Source organism: Sanguibacter sp. A247, assembly GCF_052324925.1.
Lineage (GTDB): Bacteria > Actinomycetota > Actinomycetes > Actinomycetales > Cellulomonadaceae > Flavimobilis.
Map to the genome: position 1 here is coordinate 183,074 of NZ_JBQPRE010000002.1, position 15,820 is coordinate 198,893.

A 15,820-nucleotide genomic window follows, 5' to 3' on the forward strand; every position below is an offset into this window, starting at 1 on the left:
CGTGCGTGATGACGCGTCTCGTGGCCGGGCACGCGCTCTCGCGCTGCGGGGGTGGGGGCTAGCCCCAGCTGCCCCCGTCCTCCTGGAGCGCGGCGTCCTCGGGCGAGAGGCCGAGCAGGCGCTGCTCGTCGCGCCGGTGAGTGAGGACGTTGGCGACGTAGCTCGCGACGGTCTCGGGCATCGGGACGTCACGACGCTGCTTCTCGGAGATGTACCACCGGTGGTCGAGGATCTCGTGGAACATCTGCGCGGCCTCGAGCTTGCCGCGCATCTCGCGCGGGACGGCGCGGACCGTGGGCTCGAAGACCTCGGTCACCCAGTCGTGTGCGACGAACTGCTCCTCTTCGCCCTGGCGGTCGGTCGCCGCACGGTACTCGTCGAGGTCGTTGAGAAGGCGTCGCGCCTGGTTGTCCTGGACGTCCAGGCCCGTGAGCCGCAGGAGGCGCCGGGAGTGGTGACCGGCCTCGACGACCTTCGGCTGGATGTGCACCTTGGTCCCGTCGAGGTCGGTCGTCATCTCGAGCTCGCCCACGTCGAAGCCGAGGGCGTTGAGACGTTCGACGCGTGCCGCGACGCGCCAGCGGTCCGCGGCGCCGAACACCTCTTCCTCGTTGAGCGCGGCCCACAGCTCGTTGTAGCGCTGCACGAGGGCATCACCGATCGCGATGATGTCGGTGTCCTCGTCCATGTACTCCCCAGCCTGCAGGTCCATCATCTCGCCGATGATGTTCGTGCGCGCCAGATCGACGTCGTAGTTGCGCTGGCCGTCGGTGAGCCGGGCGTGGAGGTCGCCCGTCTCGGCGTCGACGAGGTAGGCCGCGAAGCGGTCGGCGTCGCGCCTGAAGAGGGTGTTCGACAGCGAGACGTCGCCCCAGTAGAAGCCGACGAGGTGCAGGCGCACGAGCAGCACGGCGAGCGCGTCGATGAGGCGCGTCGCGGTCTCGGGGCGCAGCTCCTGGCTGAACAGGGCACGGTAGGGCATGGAGAACTGCAGGTGTCGCGTGATGAGGACGGCCTCGAGCGCCTCACCCGCGTCAGAGGCACGGCCGGTGATGACGCCGACGGGTTCGACGCATGGCACGCCGCCGATGCGTCCGAGCTGTCGCAAGAGCTCGTACTCGCGGTACGCGACGGACTCGCCGATCTCCTTGATCGCGATGACGCCGCCGGAGAGCCTCACGAAGCGCACGATGTGCCGGGAGATGCCGCGGGGGAGTGCGGCGAGCCGGTCGGCGGGCCAGTGCTCGAGGGGGATGTTCCAGGGGAGGTCGAGCAGGCTGGGATCAGGGTCGGCAGCCGTGATCTGCAGGCGTTGGAGCGGCACGGAGTCCTCGTTTGGTCGCGACGTCGATGTGGGTGCGGCATGCTCCCTGCTCCAGCATAGGAGCGTGGGACGCCGCAGGGGCGGCCCGGCGTGTGCCGGACCGCCCCTGCGAGCGATGCGTGATCAGGCCGGGAGGCGCTGGCCCGAGCCCGCGCCGAAGAGGTGCTCCTCGCCGGGACGGATCGCGACGAAGATGCGCTCGCCCTTGGCGGGAACGTTGCGCGGGTCGATGCGGACGATGATCTGGTTGTCACCGGCGCCTGACGTGATGTCGGCGTCTGCGAGCGAGCCCTTGAGGGTTCCGTAGACGAACGCGTCGGAGCCGAGCTCCTCGACGATGTTGACCTCGACCGGGAACGCGGACGCCTCGGCCTGCGAGACGACGTCGAGCGACTCGGGACGGAAGCCGAGCGTGATGCGGCCGTTGTCCTCGGCCGACATCGCGGCCACGGCGGAGCGCGACACGGGGATGCGCGCGGGGCCGACCTCGGCCACGCCACCGTTGAGCTTGAACGTGCCGAGGTTCATCGCGGGCGAGCCGATGAAGCCGGCGACGAAGACGTTCTGCGGGGTGTCGTACATGTCGCGGGGCGTGCCGACCTGCTGGAGGACGCCGTCCTTGAGGACCGCGATGCGGTCACCCATGGTGAGGGCCTCGGTCTGGTCGTGCGTGACGTAGACGGTCGTGACGCCGAGGCGGCGCTGGAGCGACGCGATCTGCGTACGGGTCTGGACGCGGAGCTTGGCGTCGAGGTTCGACAGCGGCTCGTCCATGAGGAACACCTGGGGCTGACGAACGATCGCACGGCCCATGGCGACGCGCTGACGCTGGCCACCCGAGAGGGCCTTCGGCTTGCGGTCGAGGTACTCGGTGAGGTCGAGGATCTTGGCGGCCTCTTCGACGCGGGCGCGGATGTCGGCCTTGGGGGTGCCGGCGATCTTGAGGGCGAAGCCCATGTTGTCCGCGACCGTCATGTGCGGGTACAGGGCGTAGTTCTGGAAGACCATCGCGATGTCGCGGTCCTTCGGCTGGATGTGCGTGACATCCTTGTCGCCGATGAGGATGCGGCCGCCGTTGACGTCCTCAAGACCCGCGAGCATGCGCAGGGAGGTCGACTTGCCACAGCCGGAGGGGCCGACGAGGACGAGGAACTCGCCGTCCTCGATGTGGAGGTCGAGCTGGTCGACCGCGGGGCGCTCCGTGCCCGGGTAGACGCGAGAAGCCTTGTCGTAAGTGACGGTTGCCATGATGGACACCGTTCCCTTCACCGGCAGGTACGTGCCGGACGATCCGTTGTGAAGAGTGTCAGCGTTGATTCGATTGTGCGTCGTCTCTGACACGAATCCCGCACCTGCGCGAGACCCGAGCCCATGATGCCACACGTCAGCGGCGGGTGGAGCAGGACGTCCGTCCTGGCGGGAGCCTCCGTCAGGCTGAGAGTGCCGCGCCGACGTGGGCGAGGACCGCGGCCGCCTCGGCGGTGCCCGCGACGCGGAACCGCGCGACCGTCTCGCCCGGGCCCACCCGCACCGTGACGTCGTCGGGCGTGAGCGCCGCGAAGGCGTGCTCATCCGTGATGTCGTCGCCCAGGTAGAGGACGCTCACCGCGTCCGTCTCGGCCCGCAGGGCCGCGAGCGCCGCGCCCTTTGAGGTCGCGACGACGTTGCAGTCGACGACGTCCTTGCCGAGCATGGCCTCGAGCCCGAGCGTGCGGACGCGCTCGACGGCCGCACCCCGCACCTGCTCGGCACGGTCACCTCCGACGAGGCGCACGTGAAGGACGGCCGACGTCGGCTTGCGCTCGACCCAGGCGCCCTCGGCCGTGGCGGCGACGTCCTCGAGAGCTGCGACGACCCGCGCGAGGAGCTCGGCGTCGGCGGGCGCGAGGACGAGAGGACGTGCCGCGAGGGTGCCGTCGGGCGCGATGACGCCGCGTTCGGCGCCGTGGCTCCCGATGAGCACGGTGCCGGGAGGCGGGCTCGAGAGCCGTGAGAGCGTCACGATGTCGCGGCCCGAGACGAGCGCAAGCCCGACGTGCGGGTCTGTGCCCGCGAGGACCGTGAGCGCGGCCGAGGCCTCGGGCCGAGGACGTGACGCGCCGGGGTCGTCGACGAGGTCGGCGAGGACGCCGTCGAAGTCTGACGCGATGATGACGGACCGACCAGCGCGGGCGTGGCCCGCGAGGCCGTCGAGCGCTGCGAGGAGCGGTTCGGGGAGCGCGGCCGTCATGCAGGCGCCCCCGAGGTGTTCGCGTAGGAGTCCGGGTGGCGTTCCTCGAGGGACGTGTCGGCGTGCGTGCCGTTGCCCCGCACGACGTCGAGGAACGTGCGAGACCACAGCGCCACGTCGTTCTCGAGCACCTGGCGACGCAGACGGCGCATGCGTGTCCGCATCTCGCGGCCGGGCATGCTCGCCGCACGCATCATCGTCTCCTTGAGGCCGTCGATGTCGTGCGGGTTGCACAGGAGCGCCCCGCGGGCGAGCTCGTCGGCCGCGCCCGTGAACTCGGAGAGCACGAGCACGCCGGACTCGTCGAACCGCGCCGCCACGTACTCCTTGGCCACGAGATTCATGCCGTCGCGCAGCGAGGTGACGAGCATGACGTCGGCGGCGCAGAACAGCGCTGCCATCTCGTCAGCCGGGTAGGAGTGGTGCATGTAGTGGACGGCCGTGTGCCCGAAGTCGGCGACCTCGCCGTTGATGCGCCCGACGAGACCCTCGACCTCTTCACGGAGCTGCATGTAGGCGCCGACGTTCTCGCGGCTGGGGCTCGCGACCTGCACGAGCGTGACGTCGCCGATGTCGATGTGGCCGTCGCGCATGAGCTCGCCGAAGGCCTTGATGCGGTGGCGGATGCCCTTGGTGTAGTCGAGGCGGTCGACGCCGAGCATGACGACCTTGGGGTTGCCGAGCTCGTTGCGGATCTCGCGCGACCGCGCCTGGACCTCGGGGGTGCGGGCGAGGGCGTCGAAGCCGCTCGCGTCGATCGAGATGGGGAACGCGCCGGCACGGACCTCGCGCGTGCCACCGTCGTCGGTCGGGACGATGACGTGGTGGCGGCGCGTCTGACGGCCGGTGAGGCGACGGACCGCGCGCAGGAAGTTGGCGGCGTCGGCCTTGCGCTGGAAGCCGATGACGTCCGCGCCGAGGAGCCCTTCGAGGACCTGGCGGCGCCACGGGAGCTGCGCGAAGATCTCGACGGGCGGGAACGGGATGTGGTCGAAGAACCCGATGCGCAGGTCGGGTCGCAAGCGTCGCAGGATCGCGGGCACGAGCTGCAGCTGGTAGTCCTGGACCCAGACGACGCCGCCGGGTGCCGCGACCTTGGCCGCGGCGCGCGCGAAGCGATCGTTGACGTCCTGGTAGGACTCCCACCACGTGCGGTGGAAGCTCGGGGGAGCGATGACGTCGTGGTAGAGCGGCCACAGCGTGTCGTTGGAGAAGCCTTCGTAGTACCGCTCGACGTCGTCGGCAGAGAGAGTGACGGGAACGCACCGGATCCCGCTCGCGTCGAAGGGCTCGTGCTCGACGTCCGGGGAGCCGGCCCAGCCGACCCACGCACCCTCGTCAGCCTCCATGAGCGGGGCGATCGCGGTGACGAGCCCGCCGGGTGCGCGGCGCCACACGGTCTGGCCGTCGTCGTCGACCGTGTGGTCGACGGGCAGCCGGTTGGCGACGACGACGAGGTCGTATCCGTCGTCGGGCGCCGCGGCGCCGGGACGTGGGGAGGTGAGGCTCTCGGTCATGAACGTTCCGCTCCTCTACACATGCACACAGCCCCAGTCCGCGGAGCGAACCGGGGCAACTCTGCTCAGGATGACGTGCGCGAAAGGCGCACGTCCGACCCTCTCACCAGTGTACCTGGGCTGGCCTTGACCGTCCTGGGGAGAAGTCTTGGCCCCGAGGGCGCGGACTGCACCCACGGCGTGTGCCGAGCGCGCCCACGGATCACCTCGGTTAGGTTGCCTAGATGGAGCGCAACGAGCGGAAGCCCGGGGACGAGGTCGGCGGCTACACGATCGAGCGGGTGCTCGGGGCCGGCGCGTCCGGCACCGTCTACCGCGCGGTCGACGGCGGCGGCAGCCCCGTCGCGCTCAAGGTCCTGCACCGCTCGCTCGCCGCGACCGACGCCGCACGCGAGCGCCTCGTGCGTGAGGTCGCCGCGTTGCGCAAGGTCGAGGACGACGCGTTCGTCACGGTGCTCGACGCCGAGGTCGATGCCGACGAGGCGTTCGTCGTCACCGAGCTCGTCGACGGACCGAGCCTCGAGGACGAGGTCCTGGGCGGCGGACCGCTCGATGCCGAGGACGTCCTCGAGCTCGCCGAGAAGCTCGCCCGCGCGCTCCACGCTGTCCACGATGCGGGGCTCGTGCACCGCGACGTCAAGCCGTCGAACATCCTCCTCGCCGACCATGGGCCCGTCCTCATCGACTTCGGCATCGCCCAGGCCGTGACGGACGCGCGCGTCACCTCGCACGGGTTCGTCATGGGTACCCCCGGCTACCTCGCTCCCGAGCTGCTCGACGGCGCCGACCCGTCGGCCGAGGGCGACTGGTGGGGGTGGGCCGCCTCGTTGGCCTTCGCGGTCACGGGACGCGCGCCCTTCGGGGTGCGGCCGCTCGAGGCTGTGCTCGGCCGGGTTCGGGCGGGCGACGTCGACCTGCGCGGCGCCGGCCCGCTCACGGCCGAGGCGCTGCGGGGTGCGCTCGTCCGAGACCCCGCGGCCCGCACCTCGCCCGACGCCGTCGTCGCCGCGCTCCGTGAGGCGGCCGCTGCGCACGAGGCTCACGCAGCGGTTCCCGCCGCGCTCGCGGTCGGTCATGCCGTGCGCTCCCGCGACGACGACGCCCCCGCCCCAGCGCCCGACGCGCGTGTCGTCGAGCACGAGGGTGCGGGCCCCTACGGGCCCGGCGCCGGACCGCGCGTGACGACGGCGCCCGGCCCGGCCAACGACGGCAAGACGGAGGTGATGCGCGTGCCGACGGGTGCGTTCGGGACGCCGCCACCGCCGCCGGAGCCCGAGCCCGGCGCGCCCGCGCTCCCAGGTTTCGACGACGTCGTCGCCGGGCGTGCGGCAGCGCCGAGCGGGGTCGCGCTCGCGGCCGCGGCGGCCGCAAGCGCGCACGGGCTCGACCCGGTCGATCCGGGCGCCACGACGACGGCGCTGCCCGCGGGCGCCGACGGCTCGACGGCGCTCATGGAGTCGGGCGACGTCGGTCGCGCGACCGGCGTGCAGGACCGCGGCGAGGCAGCGACCGCGATGGTGCCCCGCAACCCGTATGCCCCCGCCGCTCCGGCCGCTGAGCTCGCGCCGGACGACGGCGCGCCGGCTCCCGACCTGACCGCGGACGACGGCGACGCCGACACGCGCCGCGTGTGGGAAGGCGACCCGCTCGACGACGACGTCGCCGTGACCCACGACGCCGACGGCGACGGCGTGCCCGACGACGTCGAGCACCGACGTCGTCCGGTCGCGGTCCTCGCCCTCGCGCTCCCGGCGGCCCTCGCCCTCGGCCTCTTCCCCGTGGTGAGCGTGCTGGCCATCGTCGTCGTCCTTGTCCTCGTCCGCTCGGTGGGCGTGACGTCGGATGCGCTGCGGACGAGGCGCGCGACGCGCGGCCGTGGCCGCGCTGACGGCGCCCGCGCGACGTTCGCCTACCCCTGGTACCTCCTCAAGGGCGCGCTCACGTTCCTGCCTGCGTTCCTCGTCGCGGGGGCCGTGGCGACGATGTTCGGCGGCCCGCTGTGGTGGCTCCTGCAGACCAACCGGTTCGTCCTGTCGACCCGCGAGCTCGGGGAACGCGGCCACGGCGAGCTTGTCGTCCCCGCGGAAGGTACCCAGAACGCGACCTGGGTCTTCGTCGCAGCGCTCGCGCTCATCGGTCTCGTGTGGCTCCTGCTGCTGTGGTGGGGGCCGCTCGGCTGGTCGACCCGGTGGGGGGCCCGCACCGTCCTCGGGCACCTGGCGCCGGGGCGCGGGGGCACGCTCTTCGTCGTCCTCGTCGCGCTCGTCCTCGTCGGGGTCGGAGCCCTTCTCGTCGCGATCGGCATGCCGATCCTGTGGTCGCCCCTCGGTGGCCCGCCCAACCTCGCGTAAGGGACCTCGCTCCCAGGTGACGTCCAGGGGAGTGCAGTACTCTCGCCACGTGCAGAGCATGAGGACGACCCCGGGCCGCGCCCCCGCGCGCCTGCGTGTCCTCGCGTCGCGCGCGCGTCTCGGAGCCGGCGTCCTCGCCTGCGGCTTCCTCCTCCTCCAGGCGTGCCTCCACCTGGCTGTGACGCTCGGAGAGCACGGCGTCTCGATCGTCTCGCGCTGCGTGACGACCGCGGGGGCCCCCGTCTGGTGGGCGACGCACCTCGCGATGGTCCGGGTCGACGCGGCGTGCCCCGAGGGCAGCCTCGCACTCGGCGGAGCCCCTGCCGACGTCGCCGTCGTCCTCGCGACGATCGCCCTCCCGGCCCTGCTTGCGCAGGCCCTCGTGCTCGTCGCCGTCGGCGGCGTCCTTGCCGCCCTGCGCGCCTCGTGGCACTGCGCGCGCGCCGTGCTCGGCGCGCCGATGGCGCTGCCCGTCGCGACCCCGAGCGCTCCTCCCGTGGCGCGCGTGCGGACCATCCCGCGACCCTTCGTCCGACGCGTCCTGGTGCGCGTCGGTGGACCGGTGCCCGTGCGCCGTGGTCCTCCTGCCTGCGCGGCCTGAGCCAGCTCCCGCACACGCAGCACGTCCACGCAACCATTCGGAAGGCCCCTCCATGTCCTCGAAGAAGTCCAACGCCAGCCTGAGCCGCGACGAAGCCCGCGCGCTGTCCGCCGCGATGCGCGCCGAGCAGGCCAACCGCGAGAAGCGGTTCAAAATCATCGCGGTCACCATCTTCAGCATCGCCGTCGTCGCGCTGGTCGGAGCGATCGCCCTGCTCTTCATCAAGTCCCAGCCCGCCAAGCTGCCTGAGCCCGGCGCGCTCGCCGCCCCGGCGATCGTCGCCGAGTCCGGCGGAATCTCCGTCGGCAAGGACGGGGTCGCCGGCACGGTCAACGAGGGGGCGCCCGTCGTCGACCTCTACCTCGACTACATGTGCGTGTGGTGCGGCACGTTCGAGGAGACCAACGGCGCGCTCCTCAAGCAGTGGCGCGAGGCGGGCGACATCACGCTCGTCATCCACCCGGTCTCGATCCTTGACCGCATGTCTGCGGGCACGCAGTTCTCGACCCGCTCGGCCGCGGCCTCCGTCTACGTCGCCGAGAACGCACCCGAGCAGTTCGACGCGTTCAACACGGCGATGTTCGCCCAGCAGCCCGAGGAGGGCAGCTCGGGCCACAAGGACAGCGAGATCGCCGACATCGCGAAGAGCGTCGGCGTCCCCCAGTCGGTCGTGGATGACATCGCAAGCGCCAAGTCCTACGAGAAGTACGCCCGGTGGATCGGTTCTCAGACGGACAAGGCCACGGCTGACACGAACCTCCACACCCCCGAGGGTCAGTTCTCGACGCCGACGATCGTCATCGGCGGCCAGAAGTTCGACGGTGACTGGCGCGCCCAGGGCGCGCTGCGCGCCGCGGTCGACGCGGCAGCCGCTCAGGGCTGAGTTCGCTTCTGCGGGGCCGGGCCGTCATGGTCTGGCCCCGCAGAGCGGCTACACTCGTGGCCGCGCCCTCTGCTGAGGGCAGGCCGCCTTAGCTCAGCTGGTAGAGCACCGCTCTTGTAAAGCGAAGGTCGTCGGTTCGAATCCGACAGGCGGCTCAGCACATGGAGGCCCCTCCTCTGCGATCACGCAGGGCAGGGGCCTTCATGCATGGGCGGCCTAGGCGGGCCCGGTCTCTTCGATGAGCTGCAGGGCCGCGCTCACGCGCGGGTTGCGGTCGGGGTGCGCGTCGATCCCGAGCGTCGAGTACACGGCGTTGACATGGTTCTGCACGGACTTCTCGGCGATGCCGAGCTCGTGGGCGATGCCGCCGTTGGACAGCCCCGAGGCGAGCAGCCGCAGGACCGAGTACTGCCGATCGGTCAGCTGGGCGACGCGCGAGCCTGCGCGAGGCCTCATCCGTTCGAGCAGCACCGGGTCGAGCGTCGACCCGCCGGCAGCTGCGACACGGATCGCCCGCAAGAGGGAGTCGGAGTCGTTCGTCGACGTCTTCGACAGGTAGCTCCAGCTGCCGGCGACGTCGCGTGGCAGGTCGAGCATGAGGTCGATGGCGTCCTGGGCCGAGAGGAGGACGACCTTGAGCTTGGGGTCGGCGCGGCACAGGAGCACGCCGAGGCCGATGCCGTTGCCGTCGGGCAGGTCGACGTCAAGGATGACGACGTCCGTGGACCCAGGTGTGATGCGTGCGCGTGCCTCGGTCGCGGTCTCGACCGAGCACACGAGGCGGATGTCGGGCACGTCCGTGACGAGGTGCTCGAGCATGCTGCGGAACAGCGTGTGGTCCTCAACGACTGCGACACGCAGTGTGACGTCACCGTTCTCCATCGCCCCAGTATGGCGTGTCGAGGGTCATTGCGGGGTTCGTGGACTCTTGTTCGCGTGAATTCGTTCGCGTGAGGACCACATCTCACCCCATCGGGCTGGGGAGCGTGACAAGGGACATGTGGGCGCAGGCCTCCCCTTGCTGACGGACTGTGGTCATACTGGGGCATGGGAACGAGCCCCCCGCGACATGACGAGCGGCGCGACCGGATCGCGCACGTCGCCGCAACCTTCGGCACCATCGCCACCTTCTACACGATCACCGGCATCTACATGTGGGCCCAGGTGGCCTTCGAGGTGCCGACGGTCGTCTCGACGTCGTGGACGCGTTACGGCGTCAACCTGCTCTCGTCGGTGACGGTCGCCGGCGTGCTCGCGGTGGTCCCCGCGTACCGCGCCCCTCATGTGGGCCGGGCGCTTCCCGGGATCCTCGTCGCCGCGCTCGGCGGCTCGATCGTGCGGATCGGACTCCTCGTCGCGACCGGTGTGTTCCCGCCAGATATGCGCTTCTACACGCTCGAGGGCGTCGCGGGGCTCGTCTTCGGGGTCGGCGGCGGCATCCTCGGCTTCGCCTACACCTCGGTGCGGCGCTCCGAACGTGCCGAGGCCCGTTACGCCGCCGAGGCCGGATATCAGCGCGAGCTGGCCCTCAAGTCGCTCGAGACCGAGGAGGTCCGCGTCCGACGGTCGATCGCAGAGGGGCTCCACGGAAGCCTCCAGCAGCGGCTCGTCATTGCCGCGGTCCAGGTCGACATGCTCATCGCGGATGCTCATCGCCGCGGTGAAGGCGACGAGGTGACTGAGCCGCTCCTGTCGCTGCGGAGCGATCTTGAGGACATTCGCGAGAACGACGTGCGCGCGACGAGCCGCATGCTCTACCCCGAGGGCATCGAGATCGGTGTCGTGCCTGCCGTGCGGATGCTGCTGCGTCGCCTTCCGACGGGCATCGCCACGCGCATGCACGTGGGCGAGGCACTGCGACGGCTCGACGACCCGGGGAACTCGGAAGTCCCACCGGCCGACAGGCTCCTCGTCGTGCGGATCGTCGAGGAGGCGGTGACGAACGGGCTGCGGCACGGCCATGCCACGTCGTTCGTCGTCTCGATGGACGTCGAGGACTCGACGATCGTCATCGACATCGCCAACAACGGCGGGCCCGTCGACGCCGAGAAGGCCATTCAGGGCTCGGGGACGCGACGCCTGCGCGAACGCCTCGAACTTGCCGGGGGCATGCTCACCGTGACGTCTGACGTCGAGGAGGCGCGGATTCGCTCGGGCGAGGTCGACGGCCAGCACGTGCACCATGCGCACCTGCGGGCGCGGCTCCCGGTCATTCGCGAGTCGATCTCGGGCCTCGGCCACTTGCCGAGCGACCGCTAGGCGCACCTGGCCATCGGGGGCGGTGGGGACTCACGATCAGGTCAGGGTGTCACCGGTTCGCGCAGCAGGCCCCTGGTTTCGCTACTCCGTGCGAGTCTCATCGCGCGCGACCCATCGTCTGCCCGCCGACTGCCACACCATGTCCGCGGCCGTGCCGTCGACGACTGGAGCCATGAGCGCCCCCGCGAGCCGTTCACCGTCGCGCAGGTTCGCAGCGTGCTCGCGACACACGACGGCCTCGACCATGTACTGGTCGTAGCCGCTGGCCGTGAACGTCTCGGGCACGACAAAGGTCACCGGGCCTTCCAGGCCGCGGTGCTTCCACTCGCCGGCGATCGCCTCGGCAAGGTCTCGGCCGTCGATGTCGTGGGTGAGTGCCAGCACGCAGATGTCGACCAGGTCGCGCACTCGCGTCGACGTCCCCGTCTTGTACGTCTGGGCGGTGGCGCAGACCTTGTCGGCGACGTGATCGACGACCGGGTACAGGGGGATGAGAGGGGCCTCGTACCCGGCGGGCCGAGGCGCGTCTCCCCGCCGAACGTGCTCGACAGGCTGGGTGAGGAGCACGTCGTAGGACACGTCGAGTTTCAACGACTCCTGCTGGCGACGGCCGCAGATGTCCACGCCGAGCACGACGGTGGCCACGGCCGTGTCGTAGTCGAGCTCGTGGCCCGCAGTCACCGTCTTGAGGACGAACACGAAGTCGTCGGCGAGGTCCAGCGAGCAGATCGCCTCGAGGCGCCGTCGCACGTCAGCCATGTTCGACCCTCGCGCTACGAGGTCGAGGTCGGTGGTGGAGCGAGTGTCGATGACGCGGACGAGCAGCGCGCCGCCACCCTTGAGCACCCAGTCGTCTGCGACTTGCACGACGCGAGCCATGAACCGCTCGAAGATGAAGCCGGACTGGGCCGCCTCGGGCGACATCCCCACGACCTTGGCCTTGGCGGTCAGCGCCTTGCGCAGCGCGTTGGCCGAGACGTACCGCTTGCGCTCAGCCATCAAGGCCCCCAGCGCGCAGCATCGGCCCGACGAGGTCAGAGACCGGCACGCCGGAATCTGCCGCCAGGTCCTCCAGCGCGCGGCGCGCAGCCTTGCCCGCTTCCCGGAGACGAGCCCTGATCACGGGATCGTCCGGTACCAGACCCGAGAACATGTCGTCGTCGTACTTCGGCATCATGCTCGAGAACATGCTGGCGTCGTACTTCGGCGTCAGCGACGACGAGTAGTCCTGACCCGCGGCCCCCATGACCTTGTCCATCGGGACGTGCGCGAGGTAGTGCTTCGAGAGCAGCCTCTCGAGACTGGGAGCCGGGGCAAGGCTGGCTGCCCACTCGACCGGGTCGAGCCCGTGGCGCTTGGCGACAGGCGCGAGCTCTCGGACCAGCCGCGGCCTGTTGAGCGCGTCACGCCTGATGGCGTCCATGAGTATCCGGGAGACATGGTCCTCGTCGGCACCCGAGCGCAGCAGGTCGGCAGCGGTGCGCTCGATGGTCGTCACGGGTAGGCCGTCGACCTGCGTGATGCTCGCGGGGCCGAGCTTCATGGTGTGGAACTTGAGCTCGCGGCGTGTCGTCCGTCGTTGCGCGGGGAACGTTATCTCGTGCTGCAGGGCACGAAGCGTGCCCAGGTTGTGCACGACTGCAGCCGAGGCGTGGGAGACGACGCCCGAGCTGGGCAGCTGGCGTCCGCGCTCGGCGAGGGTTGCCGCCGGATCGACGCTCAGATAGGCCGCGCGCAGCCGGGTCAGGTGGGAGTCGGGTACCCCTGCCATCGCGTAGACACCGTACGAGATCCTCTCCATGCGGCCCGAGGCCACCGCGGAGGTCAGGTGATGCCGGGGCACGCCGAGTCTCTCGGCCTGCGCGGCGGTGACCAGGCCCCACTGGTCGGCCGCGAGGTCGACGACTTCCTCAAGAGCGATCATGCTTCAAATGTAGGCCGCACCCACCATATTGAGCAAGACTCCCCGGCGCGACGTTGAATATAGTGGCTCAGGCCACCGTATTCGGCATCCCGCCCTCCGTTGCGCTGTGGCCAGACCGGTTGCTCGCAGGTCGCTGTCCTTGGTGGGGCGCCGTGCGGCAAGGGCAGCGAGCAGGGCGACGCCACCTTCGAGTGTTCCTCGCTGAGGCAGTGGCGTCATAGCAGGATCTCCAATGCGTCACGGAGTGCAGGCGTCGCCTGCGGGAACGACGCGGCCTGCGTCAGGATCGTCGACGGGCTGCTGCCAGGGATGCTCGTAGCGGCCTTCGGAGAGGAGGGCGCGCAGCTGCCGCCGCGAGACGCCCGCGGCCGCGAGCGTGCTCGCATCCAGCAGGTCAGGCAGGTGCGCTGCGTCCATCATCCCCTCCGGTCATTTCTGGTGACAGCCACAGTGTGCCTGTCACGCTTTTTGTCCGGCAGGGTGTCGGCGAACGCAAAGCTGGGGCACCCCTGGACGACGCCCGCTACCAACTCCGCACCGCCAATGAACCGTTGCCCTCCGCGGCGGCCACGGCCCTCGCCGAGGGCGGACGCGTCCCAGCGGCGTAGGAGGTGCTCGGTGCGACCAGCGTCCTGGTCGGGCTTAGCTAGCCGCGCTGGTCGGGTCCTGCGGCGTCGTCCGCAGTGTTTGGCTCACCTGACCGGGCGTCGGGGACGGCCCGGGCGGGGCCGGGCACCGGGCGCTTGGGGCTGCGGCCGTCGCCCGATGAACGTCCCGTGAGGCGACGCTGCACCCAGGGGTAGGCGTGCTCCCGCATCCACGCTGCGTTCTCGCGCATCCGCACGGCCCACGCCTCTGCGCCTGGCGCGTCGAGCGGGACGTCCCACGCGGGATCGGTGGGCTCGAGGCCGAGCGCGGCGAGAGCGGCCTCGGCGATGCGCCGGTGTCCCTCGCTCGTGAGGTGGAGGCGGTCGGTGTCCCACATCCGCCAATCCTTGATGAAGCGCATGCCCCACTGGTCGACGACGTAGGCGCCGTGGCGACGCGCGATCGACCACAGGTGTGCGTTGAACGTCGCGACGCGGGGCCGGGTGAGTCGCATGACCGCGGAGCCGTCGGCGTCCATGCCCGTCGCGAGCAGGACGTCCGCGCCCGCCTCGCGAGCGCGGACGACGGCGTTCTCGAGCCTCCCGGCGAGACGGTCGACGTCGACGTTGGGCCGCAGGATGTCGTTGCCGCCGCCGACGATCGAGATGAGGTCAGGCTGCAGGTCGAGAGCTGCGGGCAGCTGGTCGGTGAGGATCGGCCCGAGCAGCCGCCCGCGGATCGCGAGGTTGGCGTACTCGATGCCGCCGGGGCGACGAGCGTCGAGGTGCTCGGCGAGGCGGTCGGCCCAGCCGCGGCACGCGTCGGACCCGGGTGCGTCGCGGTCCCAGAGGCCTTCCGTGAACGAGTCGCCGATCGCGACGTAGCGGGTCCAGCGGGGCACAGTGGCGGCGGGCACGGTTGTCACGCCCTCCATCGTGCACCTTCCGGGAGCGACCAGTCGAGCGGCGCGGCGCCCTGGGCGACGAGTGCGTCCGACGCGCGCGTGAACGGCCGCGAGCCGAAGAATCCGCGGTGCGCGGCTAGCGGGCTCGGGTGCGCCGAGACGAGCACGGGGTGATGCGCGAGGCGAGGTGCGAGACGTTCCGCGTCCTTGCCCCACAGGATCGCGACGAGCGGGGCGTCGCGCGCGTCGAGCACCTCGACGACGCGGTCGGTGACGTGCTCCCACCCGCGCCCCCGATGCGAGCCCGCCTCACCCGCCCGCACCGTGAGGACTCGGTTGAGCAGCAGGATGCCGCGGCTCGCCCACGCGGACAGGTCGCCCGACGTCGCGGCGGCCTGGCCGGTGTCGTCGTGCAGCTCGGTGAGGATGTTGCGCAGCGACCGCGGCAGCGGCCGCACGTCGGCCTCGCACGAGAACGCGAGCCCGTGCGCGTGGCCGGGGGTCGGGTAGGGGTCCTGCCCGACGACGAGGACGCGCACGTCCTCGAGCGGCCGCTCGAACGCACGCATGACGAGGTGCCGCGGCGGCAGGACGTCGTGCCCCGCGCTGACCTCGTCGTCGAGGAAGTCGTCGAGGACGTCGAGATGGTGGGCGACGGGCGCCAGAGCGCGGGCCCACGAGGGGTGAAGAGCATCGACGAGGGGCACGGATCTCACGCTACCGGGGCGCACGACGTGCGTGCTCGCGACCGCAGCCTCGAGGAATGACACCGGTGTGGTTCGAGCGTACGATCGACGCGTGCGGCTGTGCGCCGTGCGCCGGATCGACACGACGAGGGAGGCAGCGGTGGCTGAGCTGCACGCGGTCCCCGACGACCACGAGACGGACCCGGCCGAGCCTGGCAGCGACGAACGTCCGTCGGGCCTGAGCGAGCGCGACGAGAAGATCCTCGCGTTCGAACGGCAGTGGTGGAAGTACGCGGGGGCCAAGGAGCAGGCCGTGCGCGAGCTCTTCGACCTCCCGGCGACCCGGTACTACCAGGTCCTCAACGCACTCATCGACACCCCCGAGGCCCTCGCGTTCGACCCGATGCTCGTCAAGCGCCTGCGCCGCCTGCGCTCGAGCCGGCATCGCGCGCGCAGCCAGCGTCGCCTCGGCACCGAGGGCTGACGCGCACGATCCCGCCAGGGATCTTCGCAACCTCTTCGCGCGGCGCCGCGCCGCGCCGACACGGTCGGG

At 71.0% G+C, this 15,820-nt stretch carries 15 protein-coding genes and 1 tRNA gene; 6 read left to right on the forward strand and 10 right to left on the reverse strand.

Going from position 1 to position 15,820, the window contains the following annotated elements; genetic code table 11:
* Positions 1-58: 58 nt before the first annotated feature.
* From ACTVCO_RS04975 to ACTVCO_RS04990, 4 genes are all read right to left on the reverse strand, one after another.
* A complete protein-coding gene (locus tag ACTVCO_RS04975; RefSeq protein WP_443727308.1) occupies positions 59-1,324 on the reverse strand; it encodes a DUF4032 domain-containing protein in 1,266 nt (421 codons plus the stop codon).
* A 123-nt stretch (positions 1,325-1,447) separates the two neighbouring features.
* Positions 1,448-2,572, reverse strand: coding sequence for an ABC transporter ATP-binding protein (locus tag ACTVCO_RS04980; RefSeq protein ID WP_443727309.1), 1,125 nt, complete (start codon positions 2,570-2,572; stop codon positions 1,448-1,450).
* A gap of 181 nt (positions 2,573-2,753) precedes the next feature.
* Positions 2,754-3,554, reverse strand: a complete 801-nt coding sequence (otsB, locus tag ACTVCO_RS04985) for a trehalose-phosphatase (protein ID WP_443727310.1) — start codon at positions 3,552-3,554, stop codon at positions 2,754-2,756.
* The gene (locus ACTVCO_RS04990) at positions 3,551-5,071 is read right to left on the reverse strand and encodes an alpha,alpha-trehalose-phosphate synthase (UDP-forming) (RefSeq protein WP_443727311.1); all 1,521 of its coding nucleotides are present in this window, start codon (positions 5,069-5,071) and stop codon (positions 3,551-3,553) included. The genes otsB and ACTVCO_RS04990 overlap by 4 nt, the downstream gene beginning before the upstream one ends.
* Positions 5,072-5,295: 224 nt before the next feature.
* Between ACTVCO_RS04990 and ACTVCO_RS04995 the strand changes: the two genes are divergently transcribed.
* The 4 genes from ACTVCO_RS04995 to ACTVCO_RS05010 all read left to right on the forward strand — a co-directional run bounded on the left by ACTVCO_RS04995 (position 5,296) and on the right by ACTVCO_RS05010 (position 9,061).
* On the forward strand, positions 5,296-7,422 hold the full coding sequence (locus tag ACTVCO_RS04995; protein WP_443727312.1) for a serine/threonine-protein kinase: 2,127 nt from the start codon (positions 5,296-5,298) through the stop codon (positions 7,420-7,422).
* Between the two features lie 49 nt (positions 7,423-7,471).
* A complete protein-coding gene (locus ACTVCO_RS05000) occupies positions 7,472-8,023 on the forward strand; it encodes a hypothetical protein (RefSeq protein WP_443727313.1) in 552 nt (183 codons plus the stop codon).
* A 52-nt stretch (positions 8,024-8,075) separates the two neighbouring features.
* Entirely contained in the window at positions 8,076-8,906 is an 831-nt protein-coding gene (locus ACTVCO_RS05005; RefSeq protein ID WP_443727314.1) for a DsbA family protein, read from the forward strand.
* A gap of 82 nt (positions 8,907-8,988) precedes the next feature.
* Positions 8,989-9,061: transfer RNA gene (locus ACTVCO_RS05010), tRNA-Thr, on the forward strand.
* A 61-nt stretch (positions 9,062-9,122) separates the two neighbouring features.
* Here ACTVCO_RS05010 and ACTVCO_RS05015 read toward each other — a convergent pair.
* Positions 9,123-9,788: a response regulator gene (locus ACTVCO_RS05015; protein ID WP_443727315.1), complete on the reverse strand. Its 666-nt coding sequence runs from the start codon at positions 9,786-9,788 to the stop codon at positions 9,123-9,125.
* A 165-nt stretch (positions 9,789-9,953) separates the two neighbouring features.
* Here ACTVCO_RS05015 and ACTVCO_RS05020 point away from each other — a divergent pair, with 165 nt between their 5' ends.
* The gene (locus tag ACTVCO_RS05020) at positions 9,954-11,165 is read left to right on the forward strand and encodes a sensor histidine kinase (protein WP_443727316.1); all 1,212 of its coding nucleotides are present in this window, start codon (positions 9,954-9,956) and stop codon (positions 11,163-11,165) included.
* Positions 11,166-11,246: 81 nt separating this feature from the next.
* Here the strand turns inward: ACTVCO_RS05020 and ACTVCO_RS05025 are convergent, their stop codons facing one another.
* The 5 genes from ACTVCO_RS05025 to ACTVCO_RS05045 all read right to left on the reverse strand — a co-directional run bounded on the left by ACTVCO_RS05025 (position 11,247) and on the right by ACTVCO_RS05045 (position 15,297).
* Entirely contained in the window at positions 11,247-12,164 is a 918-nt protein-coding gene (locus ACTVCO_RS05025; RefSeq protein ID WP_443727317.1) for a nucleotidyl transferase AbiEii/AbiGii toxin family protein, read from the reverse strand.
* On the reverse strand, positions 12,157-13,089 hold the full coding sequence (locus ACTVCO_RS05030; RefSeq protein ID WP_443727318.1) for a type IV toxin-antitoxin system AbiEi family antitoxin domain-containing protein: 933 nt from the start codon (positions 13,087-13,089) through the stop codon (positions 12,157-12,159). Before ACTVCO_RS05030 ends, ACTVCO_RS05025 begins: the two co-directional genes overlap by 8 nt.
* 237 nt (positions 13,090-13,326) lie before the next feature.
* Positions 13,327-13,509 carry a hypothetical protein gene (locus tag ACTVCO_RS05035; protein WP_443727319.1) on the reverse strand — a complete coding sequence of 61 codons (183 nt, stop codon included), beginning with the start codon at positions 13,507-13,509 and terminating at the stop codon, positions 13,327-13,329.
* A 226-nt stretch (positions 13,510-13,735) separates the two neighbouring features.
* Positions 13,736-14,611 (reverse strand): SGNH/GDSL hydrolase family protein, encoded by an 876-nt coding sequence (locus ACTVCO_RS05040; RefSeq protein WP_443727320.1) that lies wholly within the window; start codon positions 14,609-14,611, stop codon positions 13,736-13,738.
* The gene (locus ACTVCO_RS05045; RefSeq protein ID WP_443727905.1) at positions 14,599-15,297 is read right to left on the reverse strand and encodes a uracil-DNA glycosylase; all 699 of its coding nucleotides are present in this window, start codon (positions 15,295-15,297) and stop codon (positions 14,599-14,601) included. Before ACTVCO_RS05045 ends, ACTVCO_RS05040 begins: the two co-directional genes overlap by 13 nt.
* A gap of 139 nt (positions 15,298-15,436) precedes the next feature.
* Here ACTVCO_RS05045 and ACTVCO_RS05050 point away from each other — a divergent pair, with 139 nt between their 5' ends.
* Positions 15,437-15,751, forward strand: coding sequence for a DUF3263 domain-containing protein (locus ACTVCO_RS05050; RefSeq protein WP_443727906.1), 315 nt, complete (start codon positions 15,437-15,439; stop codon positions 15,749-15,751).
* The last annotated feature ends 69 nt before the right edge of the window (positions 15,752-15,820 follow it).